This is a genomic window from Kitasatospora sp. NPDC048296 (assembly GCF_043201815.1).
Classification (GTDB): Bacteria; Actinomycetota; Actinomycetes; order Streptomycetales; family Streptomycetaceae; genus Kitasatospora.
On record NZ_JBICZB010000006.1, the window covers coordinates 1 to 14,776 of the forward strand.

The following is a 14,776-nucleotide window of genomic DNA, read 5'->3' on the forward strand; positions in this document are numbered from 1 at the left end:
ATCTTGGCCGACACGGTTCTAGCAGGAGCTCCGTCCCATTTCAGGCGACTTGACGCAACCGCCCAAGGCTCTATCTACACGGCGTTGGGGCTAGTACGGGCAGACGCGACGAGGGCCTCGCCTCCTTCCCGGGAAGGAGGCGAGGCCCACGCCGCGTCTGCTGACTTCTCGCTGTGCTTATTTCTTGCTGTGCTTACTTCTTGTAGAGCGCCTCGACCTCGGCGGCGAAGTCCTTCAGTACGACGTTGCGCTTGAGCTTGAGCGAGGGCGTCAGGTAGCCGCTCTCCTCGGAGAACTCGGTGTCCAGCAGGCGGAACTTCTTGACCGCCTCGGCGTGCGAGACGGCCGCGTTGCCGTCGTCCACCGCGGACTGCAGGGCGGCCAGCAGGTCCGGGTCGTCGGCGAGCTCGGCGAGGGTGGCGGTGGCGGGCTTGCCGTTGAGCTCCTTCCACTTGGGGAAGAAGTCCGGGTCGACGGTGATCAGACAGGCGATGAAGGGCTTGCGGTCGCCGACCACCATGACCTCGCCGACCAGGGCGTGGGCCCGGATCCGGTCCTCGATCACGGCCGGGGCGACGTTCTTGCCACCCGCGGTGACGATGATCTCCTTCTTGCGGCCGGTGATGGTCAGGTAGCCCTCGGAGTCCAGCGAGCCGATGTCGCCGGTGGCGATCCAGCCGTCCTTGAGGGTGTCGGCGGTGGCCTGCGGGTTGTTCCAGTAGCCGGTGAACACGTGCGGGCCCTTGAAGAAGACCTCGCCGTCCTCGCCGATCCGGACCGAGGCGCCGGGGACCGGCTGGCCGACCGTACCGATCTTCGGCTTGTCCCACGGGTTGAAGGTGGTGGCCGCGCAGGTCTCGGTCAGGCCGTAGCCCTCCAGGACGGTGAAGCCGATGCCCCGGTAGAAGTGGCCCAGCCGCTCGCCGAGCGGGGCGCCGCCGGACAGGGCGTGGGTGGCCCGGCCGCCCAGGGCGGCGCGCAGCTTGCTGTAGACCAGCTTGTCGAAGACCGCGTGCTTGATCCGCAGGAGCAGGCCCGCGCCGCCGGCGTCCAGCGCCCGGCTGTAGGCGATAGCGGTCTCGGCGGCCTTGTCGAAGATCTTGCCCTTGCCGTCGGCCTGGGCCTTGGCGCGGGCGGTGTTGTAGACCTTCTCGAAGACTCTGGGCACACCCAGGATCAGGGTCGGCCGGAAGGAGGCCAGCTCGGCGGTGACGTCCTTGATGTCGGAGACGTGGCCCAGCTTGATCGGGGCCATCGCCGGGGCGATCTCGGCGATCCGGCCGAGCACGTGGGCCAGCGGCAGGAAGAGCAGGATGGAGTTGTCGCCGGTGCCGAACAGCGGGGTCAGCCGCTCGACGATGTTGCCGCACTCGGCGAGGAAGTTGCCGTGCGTCAGCTGGCAGCCCTTCGGGCGGCCGGTGGTGCCCGAGGTGTAGACGATGGTGGCGACCGAGTCGGGGCCGGCGATCGAGCGGCGCTCCTGGACCGTCGCGTCCGGGACGTCCTTGCCCGCCTCGGCCAGCGCGGCGAGCGCGCCGCCCTCGATCTGCCAGAGGTGCTTCAGCTCCGGCAGCCGGTCGCGGACCTCCTCGACCACCTCGCGGTGCTGGTCGGTCTCGGTGAGGACGGCGACCGCGCCCGAGTCGCCGAGGATCCACTCGACCTGCTCGGCGGAGGAGGTCTCGTACACCGGCACGGTGATCGCGCCGGCCGTCCAGATCGCGAAGTCCAGCAGCGTCCACTCGTAGCGGGTGCGGGACATGATGCCCACTCGGTCGCCCGGCTCGATGCCCGAGGCGATCAGGCCCTTCGCGGCCGCGTGCACCTCGGCGAGGAACTGGACCGCGGTCAACTCCTGCCAGTGGCCGTCCACCTTCCGGCTGAGCACCGCGACGTCCGGGTGCTCCTCGGCGTTCCGGTGCACAGGGTCGGAGAGGTTACCGCCGCTCGGTACCTGATAGAGGGCCGGAAGGCTGAAGTCGAGCAAGACTGCTCCTCGTTCGCGACGCTGCGGGACGGCAGGACGTTACTGCCCGGTAGGCAGCTTCGACCAGGGGGGCGGCCCCGGTGTTCGAAGTGTCACACCCGGCCGGGTCGGACCAGGCGGTGACCGGGTCGTTCGACTGGCACCCTACGGCAGGGCCCGGGTGACCGGTCGATGGCATGCCCCGCCGCCCGGCCCGTACGGCCCGGCGCCGGTGCCCGTGCGGCCGAGTGGATCGCCGGTCGCGATAGCCTGCTCCGGGCGGATCGGGTCGAGCAGGCCTCGACCGGACCGGCAGGCAGAGGGACGACACGGAGGGTCATTCCATGGCGGAGCACACCAGGTCGAGCATCACCATCGACGCGACCCCGGCCACGGTCATGGCCGTGATCGCCGACTTCGCCGCCTACCCGGCCTGGACCGGTGAGGTCAAGGAGGTCGAGGTCCTGGGGACCGGCGAGGACGGCCGTGCCGCCGAGGTCCGGCTGCTGCTGGACGCCGGCGCCATCCGCGACGAGCACGTCCTCGCCTACACCTGGGACGGTGACCGCGAGGTCCGCTGGACCCTCGTCCGCAGCCAGATGCTCCGCTCGCTGGACGGCTCCTACACCCTCGCCCCGCTGGCCGGCGGCCGCACCGAGGTCACCTACCAGCTCGCCGTGGACGTCAAGATCCCGATGCTCGGCATGATCAAGCGCAAGGCCGAGAAGGTCATCATCGACCGCGCGCTGGACGGTCTGAAGAAGCGCGTCGAGAGCTGACGAGGGCTGACACGGCGGAACGGGGGCTGACGGCATGACGGCGACGCGCACCATCCTGGTCAGCGGCGACGCGGGCGCGCCCACCGTGGCCGCCGCCACCGCCCTGCACGCGGCCGGGCGCGGCCACCGCACCTGGCTGCTGGCCGCCGACGACCCGCACCGCGCCCTGGACTCCGTCCTCGGCACCCGCCTGGAACCCGAACCGGTGCGCTACGCACCGGGCCTGACCGTCTCCCGGATCGACGAGCAGGCCGCCTTCCGCTACGCCGTCGGCGAGCTGACCGACCGGCTCAAGCCCGCCCTCGACCTGCTCGGCGCCGAACAGCTCGACCCCGAGGAGCTGACCGCCCTCCCCGGCATCGCCCGGCTCGCCCTGCTGCGCGCCCTGCCGGCCGCCGACCAGGACGTCCTGGTGGTGCTCGCCCCGCCGCCCGCCGAGCTGATCGCCACCCTCGCCCTGCCCGAGCAGCTGACCCGCTACCTGGACCGGCTGGTCCCCGAACAGCGGCAGGCCGCCCGGGCGCTGCGCCCGCTGCTGGCCGGGCTGGCCGGCGTCCCGATGCCCGCCGAGTGGCTGTACGGGGGGCGCGCCAAGGCCGCCGCGCTGCTCGCCGAGTCCCGCGCCGCGATCGACGACCCCGGCACCAGCGTGCGCCTGGTCGTCCCGGCCGACGGCCACCCGTACCGGGAGCTGCGCCGGATCCGGGCCGGGCTCGCGCTGCACGGGCACCGGCCGGACGCCGTCGTCGTGCACGGCGCCCTGCCGCCGGCCGCCCTCGCCTCGCCCGACCCCTGGCTGGCCGAACTGGCCCGCCGCCGCCGGGAGGAGCTGGACCGGCTCACCGCCGACACCGACGCCCCGGTGCTGGTCTCCGGCCAGGCCGAGGGCACCCTGGAGGCGGTCGCCGACCACCTGTACGGGGACGGGCCCGGCCCCGAGCGGCTCGCCCCGGTGCCCTGGACGGTCGAGGACCGGCTCGCCGAGGAGGGGCTGCTGGTCTGGCACCTCGACCTGCCCGGCGCCGACCGCGCCGAACTCGACCTGGTCCGCCGGGGCGACGACCTGGTGGTCGGCCTCGGCGCCCACCGCCGGGTGCTCGCACTGCCCTCCGCGCTGCGCCGCTGCACGGTGGCCGGGGCCGGGCTGCACGAGGGGCTGCTCTCGGTGCGGTTCGCACCCGACCCTTCGCTCTGGCCGCACGGCTGACGGGTCTTCCGGCTTTTCTTCGGGCACGGGGCCGTCCGGTAGCGTCGGGCCCGAGGGCCGCGGGGTGCGGCCACGGCCGAGGAGGCGCCCGCGATGACCAGCACCGACGACCGCACCGAGCCCGGCGCCGACCGCAGCGAGTCGGCCGACGGGCAGTCCCACCCCTTCGGGCCCGAGCTGGGCCCGCTGGTGGACGAGGTGCGCCGGTTCGCCACCGCCCTCGGCGAGAAGGCGCAGGAGACCAGCGCCACCACCCTGATCACCCTCTCCGGGCTGGCCGACCGCCTGCGCACCCAGCAGCCGGAGGTCTACTCCCACCTCGCCGCCGCCGGTTCCGGGATCGCCGCCGCGGGCGCCGAACTGCTGGCCGCCTACCGCGCCGCGGTGGCCGGGCACGAGCGGCGCTGGACGGCGGGGGACGGGGCGTCGGTGGAGAAGATCGACCTCGACGTGCCGGGCGGGGCCGAGGGTGCCGACGGGGCTGACGGGCCGTCCGTCAAGCAGTGAATCCGTGAATTTCGCAGCGTGATCGCTGTGCTCTCGTGCGTCACGAAGGGGGAGATTAGATACGACTTTTGAAGCGTCGCGGCCCGGCGGTCCCAGAAATGTCTTCGGATAATGTATGCGAGCCTATGTACGGGGGCAGGGTTGGGCGGTACCGTTCCGTCCGGCGGGAACGAGTGAATAGCTGAGGGACACATGGCTCTGACCATCGGCGTCGATGTCGGCGGGACCAAGATCGCGGCAGGCGTGGTCGACGATGCGGGCGCGATCCTGGCCCGGACCCGGGTGCCCACCCCGGCCGACCCGCAGTGGGCGGTCGACGCCATCGCGCAGGCCGTGCGCGAACTCAAGGAGCAGCACCCCGACGTCACCGCGGTCGGCGTCGGCGCCCCCGGCTTCGTCGACAGCAACCGCTCCACGGTGATCTTCGCGCCCAACATCGACTGGGAGAACGAGCCGCTGCGCGGCCGGATCGAGGAGCTCACCGGCCTGTCCACGGTGGTCGAGAACGACGCCAACTGCGCCGCCTGGGCCGAGTTCCGCTTCGGCGCGGCCGCCGATCACCAGGACATGGTGCTGATCACCGTCGGCACCGGAATCGGCGGCGGCATCGTCCTGGACAGCCGACTGCACCGCGGCCGCTTCGGCGTGGCCGGCGAGATCGGCCACCTCAACATGGTCCCGGACGGCCTGCAGTGCGGCTGCGGCGGCAAGGGCTGCTGGGAGCAGTACGGCTCCGGGCGCGCGCTGCGCCGCTACGGCCGGGAGAAGGCGGCGGCCGACCCGGTGCGCGGCCGGCGGATGCTGGAGCTCAACGACGGCGTCGCCGAGACCATCCGCGGCATCCACATCACCGAGGCCGCCGAGGCGGGCGACCCGCTCGCCCTGGAGTGCTACGCCGAGCTGGCCGACTGGCTGGGCCGCGGCATGGCCGACCTCGCCGCGCTGTTCGACCCGGGCGTCTTCGTCCTCGGCGGTGGCGTCTCGGACTCGGGCCGCCTGCTGCTCGACCCGGTCGCCAAGGCCTTCGAGCACTACCTGACCGGCGGCGTGCACCGCCCGCGCGCCGAGGTCGTGCTCGCCTCGATGGGCTCCGCGGCCGGCATCGTCGGCGCGGCGGACCTCGCCCGCACTGCCTGACTGTTACACCCCCTTCGCCAAGGAGCCTCAGGGGGGCACCCCCTTCGCCAAGGAGCCTCAGGGGGAGCTTTCAAGCCCGCCGGCGGCGGTGCGACCGGGCCCCGACCAATCCCGGACGCGCCGCCGCCGTCGCAGTACGGTCGGACCCGGTGACGCACGCACACAGGGGGGACCATGACCACCGCACCCGTCGAACCGCCGCCGCCCGGCCCGCGCCGGCTGCGCCTGCTCAGCTACAACGTCCGCTCGCTGCGCGACGACCGGCGGGCACTGGTGCGGGTGATCCGGGCCTGCGCGCCCGACCTGGTCTGCATCCAGGAGTCGCCGCGCTACTGGCGGCCCGAGGGGCAGGCCGCCTGGCTGGCCCGGAGCACCGGGACGGTGGTGCTGGCCGGGGGCGGCCGCACCGCCGCGGGGCCGCTGCTGCTCGGCCGGCCCGGCGCGGTGGAGGTGCTCGGCGTGCACGACCGGTTGCTGCCCAAGACCCGCGGCCTGCACGCGCGCGGCTTCGCCACCGCGCTGCTGCGGCTGCCCGGTGCGGCGCCGTTCACCGTCACCAGCTGCCACCTCAGCCTGGACGCCGAGGAGCGGTACGGGCAGTTCGAGCTGCTGCTCGACCAGCTCGCCGTCGCCGAACAGGGCATCGTGGCCGGGGACTTCAACGAGCACCCGGACGGGCCGGGCCGGCGGCTGCTGGCCTCGCGGCTGTGGGACGGCTACCCGACCGCGCCCTGGGGCGGGGAGTTCACCTCGGTGCCCGAGAACCCGTACCAGCGGATCGACGCCGTCTTCGCCACGCCCGGGATCACCGTCCTCGGCTGCGGGGTGCCGCACGGGCTGCCCGGCGTCACCGGGGCCGACCTGCGGGCCGCGACCGACCACCTGCCGGTGCTGGCGTTCCTGGAGCTTCCCGAGGGCTGAAAGGTCAGACGACCGCGCCGTGGTCCGGGTCCTCCGGCTCGTCCTCGTCGCGGTCCTTCATCCGGGCGACCAGGGTGACGAAGCCGCCGAGGAAGGCGGTGACCCCGACCCAGGCCGGCCAGCCGGAGATCTCCCGCCACACCACCGCGTCGATCAGCAGCAGCGCCGGGCCGCCGAGCACGGCCAGCCAGGCGAACTTGGCGGTCGCGTCGGCGGCGGGCAGCGGCGGGGGCTCCGGCGGGATGTAGTGGCCCTCGTCGGTCTCCTCGTCCAGCTCGAAGTCGCGCGGGCCGGCCGCGGCGGCCGGGAGGACGGGCCGGCCGGAGCGGGAACGGGGCTGCGGGGCCAGGTCGGAGAGGTCGTCCGGGTCGGCCTTGGGGCCGACGCCGTCCTTGAAGCCGCCCTTGAGCTCGTTCTGCGCCCGGAGGTTCTCGATCTCCGGCCAGTTGGGGTTGGTGAGGTCCACCGGGTCGTCGAACTGGGCCACCAGCGCGGCGAAGATCGCATCCTGCTCGGCCTGGCTGCGCTCGGGGGTGCGGCGTGCGCGGGACTCCGCGGGGGCGGGGGCGGCGTCCGGTTCGGCGGCGCCCCCGGCGGCTGCGATGGGCGCGGCTGCGCCCGCCTCCGTACCGTTCGACTCCGTGCCGCCCGTCGGGCCGCCCATGGTGCCGTCCCCCTGGACGGTGCTGTCCTTGGGCGCGCCGTCCGTCCGCGCGCCGTCCTCGCGGGGCTTCTCGTCCCCGCCGCCCGCCGTGCTGCTCTCGTGCACTTCCGGCCCTTCAGCCCTGGTGATCGTCGGATTCGGCCCTGCCCGCCCCCGCCGCGTGCGCGGGGGCCAGCCGTCGGATGAAGTCCAGGCTCGCCGAGAATATTTCCGCCGCGTCGTGGTCCAGCGTCGCGACGTGGAAGCTGCGCTGGCACAGCCGCTCCGTCACGTCGGTCGAGGATATCCGGGCCAGCACGAGTTCCGAGTTGGCCGGCGAGACGACGTGGTCCTGCGGACTGCGGAAGAGCAGCACCGGCTGGGTCACCTGCGGCAGCCGCCGCTGGACCTCCTGCCACAGCCGGGCCAGTGACCACGCGGCGTGCAGCGGGGTGCGGTCGTAGCCGAGCTCCTTCGCGTCCGGCTTCTGGATGTCGTCGACGATCCCGGGCAGGCTCGGGACGAGGTGCCGGAGCACCGGAAGCAGCACACTCGCGGGGTTGTCCGAGCGCACCGACGGGTTGACCAGGACCAGTCCGGCCACCTTCGGGCCGTGCAGCGCGGCCAGCCGCAGCGCCAGCGCGCCGCCCATCGACAGCGCGCAGACGAAGACCTGCTCGCACTCCCCGGCCAGGGCCAGCAGTTCGCGCTCGACCTCGGCGTACCAGTCCTCCCACCGGGTGACCTGCATGTCCTGCCACCGGGTGCCGTGCCCCGGCAGCAGCGGCAGCGAGACGGTGTACCCGGCCGCCGCCAGCTCCTCGGCCCACGGCCGCAGCGACTGCGGCGAGCCGGTGAAGCCGTGGCACAGCAGCACTCCCACCGGTCCGCCGCGGTGGCGGTACGGTTCGGCACCGGGCAGCAGCGGCATGGCGGACTCCTTCGCGGGCTGGTGGCGCTGGGGGAGGGACGCGGAGAGGGGAGCTGCGGGTTTTCGCATCGTCCCACGCCCTGCGCCGGGACGTACACCCCCTACGGCGGGGCCGGGCACAACGGACGGCCGCGGGGCATTAGGATCGACCGGTCCGCATAACAGGAGGCCCGGGTTGTTCTACCGACTGATGAAGATGATCGTCGCGCCACTGCTTCGGATCTTCTTCCGGCCGTGGATCGAGGGTGAGGAGAACATCCCCACCGAGGGTGCGGCGATCATCGCGAGCAACCACCTGTCCTTCTCGGACTCGTTCTTCTTCCCCGCGCTGATCAAGCGCCGGGTCACCTTCATCGCGAAGGCCGAGTACTTCAACACCCCGGGCCTCAAGGGCCGGCTGACCGCCGCCTTCTTCAAGGGCGTAGGCCAGCTGCCGGTGGACCGCTCGGGCGTGCGCGGCGCCGGCGAGGCCGCGATCCGCAGCGCCATCGCGGTGCTGGACCGCGGCGAGCTGTTCGGCGTCTACCCCGAGGGCACCCGCTCGCCCGACGGCAAGCTCTACCGCGGCAAGGTCGGCGGTCTGGCCCGCGTCGCGCTGGCCACCGGCGCGCCGGTCATCCCGGTCGCCATGATCGACACCGAGAAGGTGCAGCCGCCCGGCCAGGTGGTCCCGAACTTCGGCATCCGCCCGGGCATCCGGATCGGCCGTCCGCTGGACTTCTCCCGCTACCACGGCATGGAGAACGACCGCTTCATCCTCCGTTCGGTGACGGACGAGGTGATGTACGAGATCATGCGGCTCTCCGGCCAGGAGTACGTGGACATCTACGCGACCGCCGCCAAGCGGCAGATCGCCGACGAGAAGAAGAAGGCCGACGCCGAGCGCCGCGCGGCCGCCAAGGCCGAGAAGGCCGAGAAGGCGGAGGCCGCCGAGGCGGAGAAGGCCGCGGAAGCCGAGAAGGCCGCCGAGGCCGGGGACGGCGAGAACACCGGTAAGCCGTAGCAGAAGGGGACCGGGTCGGACCGACCGACCCGGTCGGGTCCAGGGGAGGGCTCGGGAATGGCGGAGGGCGCGAGAGCCGGAGCGCGCGGCGGCACGGTGGCGGCCGGCGGGATGTCCGTCGAACTCCCGCTGTGGAAGGCGATCTCCTACTTCCGGGTGCTGGCCCTCTGCTACGCCCTGCTGCGGTACTTCAACGCCTACCTGCACTTCCTGCACCCGGTCTCCGGCTGGATCTTCCTCGGCGCGCTCACCCTCTGGACGCTCGCCAGCACCCGGGCCTTCGCCGACCCGCAGCGCTGCACCTGGTTCGTGCTGGGCTTCGACCTCGCCCTGGCCGTGACCGGCATCGTGATGAGCGGGATGATCGACGCCCCGGCCCGGATCAGCCACGGCGCACTCACCCTGCCGACCATCTGGGCCGCCGGTTCGGTGCTCGGCTGCGCCGCGAAGGGCGGCTGGCGTCCGTCGGCGGCGGCCGGCTCGGTGATCGGGATCGCCAACATCCTCGGGCACGGCGGTCCGACCGGCGACAACATCCACAACATCGTGCTGCTGCTGGTGGCCGGGATCGCGATCGGGTACGTGATCGAGTTGGCCCGCGCCAGCGAGGCCACCCTGGCCCGGGCGCTCCAGGTCGAGGCGGCCACCCGGGAGCGCGAGCGGCTCTCCCGGGACATCCACGACGGCGTGCTGCAGGTGCTCGCGCTGGTCCAGCGCCGGGGCGTGGAACTGGGCGAGGGCACCGGCGGCGGCGCGGACTTCGCCGAGCTGGGCCGGCTCGCCGGTGAGCAGGAGCGTGCGCTGCGGGCGCTGATGACCGGCGGTCCGCTCCCGGCCCAGCGCGCCGTGGACCTGCCGGAGGCCGACGCCGCCGAGCCCTGTGACCTCACCGCGCTGCTGCGCCCGTACGCCGACGAGCGGATCACGCTCTCCGCCCCCGGCACCCCGGTGCTGCTGCCGGGCCCGGCGGCGCGGGAGCTCGCCGCAGCGGTCGGCGCGGCCGTGGACAACGTGCGCAAGCACGCGGGGGAGCAGACCCGGGCCTGGATCCTGGTGGAGGACGAGCCGGCGGCCGTCACCGTCAGCATCCGCGACGAAGGGCCCGGCTTCGCCCCCGGCCGACTCGGCGAGGCGGAGCGAGCCGGGCGGCTCGGCGTCTCCCAGTCCATCCGCGGCCGGCTGCTGGACCTCGGCGGTACGGCCGAGCTGTACTCGGCGCCCGGGGAGGGCGTCGAGGTCGAACTGCGCGTCCCGAGGGAAGGCTTCTGATGACCGATCAGCCGACGACCGACCGGCCGGTGCGGGTGATGGTGGTGGACGACCACCCGATGTGGCGTGACGCCGTCTCCCGCGACCTGGCCGAGGCCGGGCTGGACGTGGTGGCCACGGCGGGCGACGGCGAGGAGGCCGTGCGCCGCGCCCGCGCCTGCTCACCGCAGGTCGTCGTGCTGGACCTCAACCTGCCGGGCCTGCCCGGCGTCGAGGTGTGCCGTCAGGTGGTCGCGCACGACCCGGCGGCGCGGGTGCTGGTGCTGTCGGCCAGCGGTGAGCACCAGGACGTGCTGGAGGCGGTGAAGTCCGGCGCGACCGGGTACCTGGTGAAGTCGGCCGGGCGGGACGAACTGCTGGACGCGGTGCGCCGTACGGCCGTCGGAGACGCGGTGTTCACCCCGGGGCTGGCCGGTCTGGTGCTGGGCGAGTTCCGTCGGCTGGCCGCCGAGCCGGCCCCGGCCTCGGCGCCCGCCGTCCCCCAGCTGACCGCTCGGGAGACCGAGGTGCTGCGGCTGGTGGCCAAGGGGCTGTCCTACCGGCAGATCGCCGACCGGCTGGTGCTGTCGCACCGGACGGTGCAGAACCACGTGCAGAACACGCTGGGGAAGCTGCAGCTGCACAACCGGGTGGAGCTGGTGCGGTACGCGATCGAGCGGGGGCTGGACGAGGAGCTGTGAAGCGGTCCCGGGCCGGTGCACGCCCGGGACCCTTCCACCTCCTCAGCGCGCTACGGCCGCCGCCTGCTTCAGCAGGGCCGCCACGATGTCCACGCCGTCCCGGGTGAGCACCGACTCCGGGTGGAACTGCAGGCCGGCGAAGCCGGGGCCGCGCAGGGCGTGGACGTCGCCGGTGACGGCGTCCCGGGCGACCTCGATGCCCTCGGCGGCCAGCCGGGCCGCGTCGGCCTCCGAGCAGCGCGCGGTGAAGGTGTTGTAGAAGCCGACCGTGCGCTTGCTGCCGAACAGGTCGATGCTCTCCTGCGCGCCCTGGTACGGGACGGCCTTGCGACCGAGCGCGAGACCGAGCTCGGCGGAGAGCAGCTGGTGGCTGAGGCAGACCGCGAGCAGCGGCGCGGTGCGGGCGCCGGAGCGGACGGCGGCCAGGGCGTCCGCGACGATCGGGCGCAGTACCGCCATCTTGGGGTCGTCGGCGAGCGCCGGGTCGCCCGGGCCGGGGCCGAGCACCAGCGGGCCGCGGTGCGCCGCGACCAGCTCGCGCAGGCCCGGCTCGTCGAAGCGGACCACGGTGACCCGGTGGCCGAGCGAGGTCAGCAGGTGGGCGAGCATCGAGGTGAAGGTGTCCTCGCCGTCCACGACCAGGGTCGGCTCGGCCTCGGTGACCTCGGACGGCGACTGCATCCGCAGCCAGAACGGGGCGAGGTCGGCCCGGCGGGCGTCGAGCGCGGCCTGCACCCGGTGGTCGTCGGCGAGCCGGGGCCCGGTGGAGCCGGGCAGCCGGACGGGGGCGGGCCGGGCACCGATGGCGGTGAGCACCCCGGCGGCCTTGGCGTGGGTCTCGGCCACTTCGGACTCCGGGACGGAGCGGCGCACCAGGGTGGCGCCGACCCGGACGACCAGCTGCCCGGTGGCCGGGTCGATGTCGGCGGTACGGATGCAGATCGGCGAGTCCAGCAGCTGCCCGCCGCTGGCGGAGCGGCCGATCAGGGCGAGCGCGCCGGAGTAGTAACCGCGCCCGGCGGGCTCGTAGCGCTTGATCACCCGGGTGGCGTTCTGCACCGGGCTGCCGGTGACGGTGGCGGCGAACATCGTCTCGCGCAGCACCTCGCGGACGTCCATCGAGGTCTGCCCGCGCAGCTCGTACTCGGTGTGGGCGAGGTGGGACATCTCCTTGAGCCGGGGCCCGAGCACCTGGCCGCCGAGGTCGCCGACCGTGCACATCATCTTGAGCTCTTCGTCGACCACCATGGTCAGTTCCTCCAACTCCTTCGGGTCGTGGAGGAACTGGAGCAGCGAGTCGAGGTCGGCGCCGCCGGCCGGATAGCGGTAGGTGCCGGAGATCGGGTTCATCACGACGGTGCCGCCGCTCTGCCGGACGTGCACCTCGGGGGAGGCGCCGACCAGGCAGCGACCCGGCTCGCCTCCGGCAAGACGCTCGCCGGTGTGGACCAGGAAGGTCCAGTACGCGCCGCGCTCCTGGTCCAGCAGTCGCCGGAACAGGGAGAGGGCCAGCTCGGGGGAGAAGTCGTCCAGCGTGGCGTGGAAGTCGCGTCGGATCACGAAGTTGGCGCCCTCGCCGTTGCCGATCTCGTCCTCGATCACCCGGCGGACGATGGCCGCGTACTCCGCGTCGTCCACGTCGAAGGCGCCGCCGGTCAGCGAGACCGGCAGCTGCGGCAGGGCGGCGGTGAACTCGGCCAGCGGCAGGGCGTGCTGCTCGGTGACCGAGAGGGCCTGGAGCGGGGTGCCGTCGTCGTGCGCCTCGAAGCCGCGCTCGCGGATCTGGCGGTACGGGACGAGCGCGAGCAGGTCGTGGACCGGGCCGGCGGACGGGATGCCGGCGCGGACCGGCAGGTCGGCGAGGCGGTCGTAGCTGCCGACGGTGCCCAACAGCACCTCGACGGTGTCCGGGGCGTGTCGGGGGGTACGGCGGTGCAGCAGGGCGAAGGCGGGCGCGCCGGGGGCGGTGAGGCGGGCGAGCAGCTCGGCAGGGGTGGTCACGAGTACGGCTTCCTTCCGGGAGGAACGTCGAGGGCGGTGCTGGGTTCCGCTCCAGGAGGGCCGTCTCTGCCTCAGACGTCGACGGCCGCCCCGAGGGGCGGCCGTCGTGTTCGTCTAGGAACGCGCGATCTGTGGGCCACCCATGGGGGAGGCCCACCACCAGGAGTGGGTGTGGGGCGCGTACATGGGTCGAGCGTATCGGATACTGCCGAGCGGGTGACGGTGCACACGGCTTTGTCCGAGATATGTCTCATCCCTCGGGCAATCGGCACGAATCGCTCGCGTCACCCCGTAGCCTTGGCGTTGTGACCGTGACGAATCTCCACTCCTGGCAGTCCCTGCCCGCGGCGCAGCAGCCTGAATGGCCGGACCAAGAGGCTCTGCGCAAGACCCTTGCTGAGCTCGCCTCCTATCCGCCCCTCGTCTTCGCCGGCGAGTGTGACCAGCTGCGCGCCCGGCTCGCTGCCGTGGCGCGTGGGGAGGCGTTCCTCCTTCAGGGCGGCGACTGCGCCGAGGCCTTCGACGGCGTCTCGGCCGAGCACATCCGTAACAAGCTGAAGACCCTGCTGCAGATGGCCGCCGTGCTGACGTACGCGGCCTCGGTCCCGGTCGTGAAGGTCGGCCGGATCGCCGGTCAGTACTCCAAGCCGCGCTCCAAGTCGACCGAGACCCGCGACGGCGTGACCCTGCCGGTCTACCGCGGCGACTCGGTGAACGGCTTCGAGTTCACCCCCGAGTCCCGCATCCCGGACCCGGAGCGCCTGAAGCGGATGTACAACGCCTCCGCCGCGACGCTCAACCTGGTGCGCGCCTTCACCACCGGTGGTTACGCCGACCTGCGCCAGGTGCACGCCTGGAACCAGGACTTCGTGCGCAACTCGCCGGCCGGCCAGCGCTACGAGCAGCTCGCCCGGGAGATCGACAACGCCCTGGCGTTCATGAATGCCTGTGGTGTGGCGCCGGAGGAGTTCAAGACCGTCGAGTTCTTCTCCTCGCACGAGGCGCTGATCCTCGACTACGAGACCGCGCTGACCCGCGTGGACTCGCGCACCGGCGAGCTGTACGACGTCTCCGGGCACATGGTGTGGATCGGTGAGCGCACCCGCCAGCTGGACCACGCGCACATCGAGTTCGCCTCCAAGATCCGCAACCCGATCGGGGTCAAGCTGGGCCCGACCACCTCGGTGGACGAGGCGCTCACCCTGATCGAGAAGCTGGACCCGGAGCGCGAGCCCGGCCGCCTCACCTTCATCACCCGGATGGGCGCGGGCAAGGTCCGCGACCACCTGCCCACCCTGCTGGAGAAGGTCACCGCCTCCGGCGCCCAGCCGGTGTGGATCTGCGACCCGATGCACGGCAACACCTTCGAGGCGTCCAGCGGTCACAAGACCCGCCGCTTCGACGACGTGCTGGACGAGGTCAAGGGCTTCTTCGAGGTGCACCGCGCCCTCGGCACCCACCCGGGCGGCATCCACGTGGAGCTGACCGGCGACGACGTCACGGAGTGCGTCGGCGGCGGCGACGAGGTCCTGGTGGACGACCTGCACCAGCGCTACGAGACGGCCTGCGACCCGCGGCTCAACCGCAGCCAGTCGCTGGACCTGGCGTTCCTGGTGGCGGAGATGTACCGCGGCCAGTAGCGAGTGGGGCTGCCGCCCCGAGGCGCCTCCTGGAGGCGAGCGGGCGAACAACTGTGACGAAGGCCCCTCCGGATTCGGGATTTCCGAGCCCG

Annotated in this window: 13 protein-coding genes; 9 read left to right on the forward strand and 4 right to left on the reverse strand. The window is 73.0% G+C overall.

Translation table 11 applies throughout. The annotated features are described in order from the left end of the window. Positions 1-193: 193 nt before the first annotated feature. The gene (locus ACGF12_RS06455; RefSeq protein WP_393026352.1) at positions 194-1,987 is read right to left on the reverse strand and encodes an AMP-dependent synthetase/ligase; all 1,794 of its coding nucleotides are present in this window, start codon (positions 1,985-1,987) and stop codon (positions 194-196) included. Positions 1,988-2,310: 323 nt separating this feature from the next. Here ACGF12_RS06455 and ACGF12_RS06460 point away from each other — a divergent pair, with 323 nt between their 5' ends. The 5 genes from ACGF12_RS06460 (at position 2,311) to ACGF12_RS06480 (ending at position 6,517) form a co-directional block, all read left to right on the forward strand. Further along, positions 2,311-2,745 (forward strand): SRPBCC family protein, encoded by a 435-nt coding sequence (locus ACGF12_RS06460; protein WP_393026355.1) that lies wholly within the window; start codon positions 2,311-2,313, stop codon positions 2,743-2,745. A 34-nt stretch (positions 2,746-2,779) separates the two neighbouring features. Continuing rightward, positions 2,780-3,952 (forward strand): ArsA family ATPase, encoded by a 1,173-nt coding sequence (locus ACGF12_RS06465; RefSeq protein WP_393026358.1) that lies wholly within the window; start codon positions 2,780-2,782, stop codon positions 3,950-3,952. Between the two features lie 93 nt (positions 3,953-4,045). Beyond that, entirely contained in the window at positions 4,046-4,459 is a 414-nt protein-coding gene (locus tag ACGF12_RS06470) for a DUF5304 family protein (protein WP_393026360.1), read from the forward strand. Between the two features lie 192 nt (positions 4,460-4,651). Further along, positions 4,652-5,596 (forward strand): ROK family glucokinase, encoded by a 945-nt coding sequence (locus ACGF12_RS06475; RefSeq protein ID WP_393026363.1) that lies wholly within the window; start codon positions 4,652-4,654, stop codon positions 5,594-5,596. Positions 5,597-5,770: 174 nt separating this feature from the next. Further along, a complete protein-coding gene (locus tag ACGF12_RS06480; protein WP_393026365.1) occupies positions 5,771-6,517 on the forward strand; it encodes an endonuclease/exonuclease/phosphatase family protein in 747 nt (248 codons plus the stop codon). 4 nt (positions 6,518-6,521) lie between these two features. On the opposite strand, the gene ACGF12_RS06485 is transcribed toward ACGF12_RS06480, so the two are convergent. Both ACGF12_RS06485 and ACGF12_RS06490 read right to left on the reverse strand, forming a co-directional pair. Further along, positions 6,522-7,286 (reverse strand): hypothetical protein, encoded by a 765-nt coding sequence (locus ACGF12_RS06485; protein WP_393026367.1) that lies wholly within the window; start codon positions 7,284-7,286, stop codon positions 6,522-6,524. 10 nt (positions 7,287-7,296) lie between these two features. Continuing rightward, positions 7,297-8,091, reverse strand: a complete 795-nt coding sequence (locus ACGF12_RS06490) for an alpha/beta hydrolase (protein ID WP_393026370.1) — start codon at positions 8,089-8,091, stop codon at positions 7,297-7,299. A gap of 175 nt (positions 8,092-8,266) precedes the next feature. On the opposite strand from ACGF12_RS06490, the gene ACGF12_RS06495 reads away from it, so the two are divergent. The 3 genes from ACGF12_RS06495 to ACGF12_RS06505 are packed head-to-tail and all read left to right on the forward strand — an operon-like array spanning position 8,267 to position 11,043. Further along, the gene (locus ACGF12_RS06495) at positions 8,267-9,094 is read left to right on the forward strand and encodes a lysophospholipid acyltransferase family protein (protein WP_393026373.1); all 828 of its coding nucleotides are present in this window, start codon (positions 8,267-8,269) and stop codon (positions 9,092-9,094) included. 57 nt (positions 9,095-9,151) lie between these two features. Continuing rightward, complete coding sequence (gene macS / locus ACGF12_RS06500) at positions 9,152-10,363, forward strand: MacS family sensor histidine kinase (protein ID WP_393026376.1); 1,212 nt, start codon at positions 9,152-9,154, stop codon at positions 10,361-10,363. Beyond that, positions 10,363-11,043 carry a response regulator gene (locus ACGF12_RS06505; protein WP_387623443.1) on the forward strand — a complete coding sequence of 227 codons (681 nt, stop codon included), beginning with the start codon at positions 10,363-10,365 and terminating at the stop codon, positions 11,041-11,043. The genes macS and ACGF12_RS06505 overlap by 1 nt, the downstream gene beginning before the upstream one ends. A gap of 42 nt (positions 11,044-11,085) precedes the next feature. Here ACGF12_RS06505 and ACGF12_RS06510 read toward each other — a convergent pair whose 3' ends face one another. Beyond that, positions 11,086-13,044, reverse strand: coding sequence for an anthranilate synthase family protein (locus ACGF12_RS06510; protein ID WP_393026379.1), 1,959 nt, complete (start codon positions 13,042-13,044; stop codon positions 11,086-11,088). Positions 13,045-13,349: 305 nt separating this feature from the next. Between ACGF12_RS06510 and ACGF12_RS06515 the strand changes: the two genes are divergently transcribed. Beyond that, positions 13,350-14,684, forward strand: coding sequence for a class II 3-deoxy-7-phosphoheptulonate synthase (locus ACGF12_RS06515; protein ID WP_393026382.1), 1,335 nt, complete (start codon positions 13,350-13,352; stop codon positions 14,682-14,684). The last annotated feature ends 92 nt before the right edge of the window (positions 14,685-14,776 follow it).